Consider the following 1,259-nt stretch of genomic DNA (forward strand, 5'->3'; position numbering starts at 1 on the left):
CCCCTTGTATGTTAAACCCAATGAACTAATAATTCTAACCGGTTACCGGGGAGGCTGTTCGCCCCTTGAGGCAGATTGTTCTGACCTCGTATGTAGAGTAGCTCCCCGCCTCATTGCTCAACTCGAAGAGTATCCGGAAGCCTTGCATAACAAGGACTTCGCATCACAAGGTCGAGTCACGCATCAAGTGCGAGGTCAGGGAGCCGGTAACTATTCTGAGCTATTTCTTTGGTGGAGGGAATATAAATGAGTTTATTCATTGGGATTGATATCGCAGCCAAAACGTTTGAACTGACCCTCAGAGCAAACGGCAAATCGTCTAAAACTGAACAGTTCAAGCAAACACCAGAAGGCCATGCGCAAGTGGTCAAAAAGCTGCTGGCACTTTCTCCCTCGCTTATCGTCATGGAGGCCACCGGCATTTACTATTTTGACCTCGCCGTTGCACTCACAAAAGCGGGGTTGCCCGTAGCAGTCATCAATCCAAAAAGCTTCCACCACTTCTCAGCACTGAAGCTAAACACAAATAAAACCGATGCAGTCGATTCGGCACTGTTGGCTGAATATGGTGAGCGTATGGGGCCGAGGCTATGGACGGCGCCCCAAGACGACCAACTGGGGTTACGGGATATTGGCAGGCAGCTCAATCGCTTAACGGCCAGCCGGACACAAGCAAAGAATCGCTTGCATGCGCTGATGTCAAAAGGGGCGACTCTTTCATTGTTGATTGAAGATGAGATGGATGGCATCGAGCAACTGGAGCGTCGTATAAAACGCCTGACTCAGGCTGCGATGAAATTAATCGAACAGAACGACAAGCTGGCCGCTCATTTTGAGCACATGACCGCGGCTAAAGGGGTTGGACAAACCAGCGCTATTGCTATTCTGGCGGAGCTTAATGTGCTGCCAGGCACCATGAAATCTCCACAAATCAGCCGTTATGCCGGACTTGATGTACGCGCTACGCAGTCGGGTACCAGTCTCAACAAGCCGCCTCGGTTGAGCAAAGCTGGAAACGCCTATTTACGTGCAGCTTTATACATGCCAGCGATGAGTGCCGTGCGCCATGACCCAAGAGCAAAGGCGTTTTACGAAACCCTGATTGGCAGGGGAAAGAAGAAAATTCAGGCGCTTTGTGCCGTAATGAGAAAATATCTGGTCGGTATCTGGGCCTGCATGCAGACCCAAACACCATTTGATTCGACACTATTGTTCAGCGAAAGTCATATAAAAACTTGACTCTGAACAGAGTATCTACA

The 1,259-nt window shown here is 49.6% G+C and carries 1 protein-coding gene; it reads left to right on the top strand.

Annotated features, from left to right (window positions below; translation table 11 throughout):
- Positions 1-246: 246 nt before the first annotated feature.
- Positions 247-1,239, top strand: a complete 993-nt coding sequence (locus tag RHEIN_RS17950; protein WP_008900401.1) for an IS110 family transposase — start codon at positions 247-249, stop codon at positions 1,237-1,239.
- Positions 1,240-1,259 lie beyond the last annotated feature (20 nt).

Origin of the sequence: Rheinheimera sp. A13L (assembly GCF_000217935.1) — a bacterium.
Classification (GTDB): Bacteria; Pseudomonadota; Gammaproteobacteria; order Enterobacterales; family Alteromonadaceae; genus Pararheinheimera.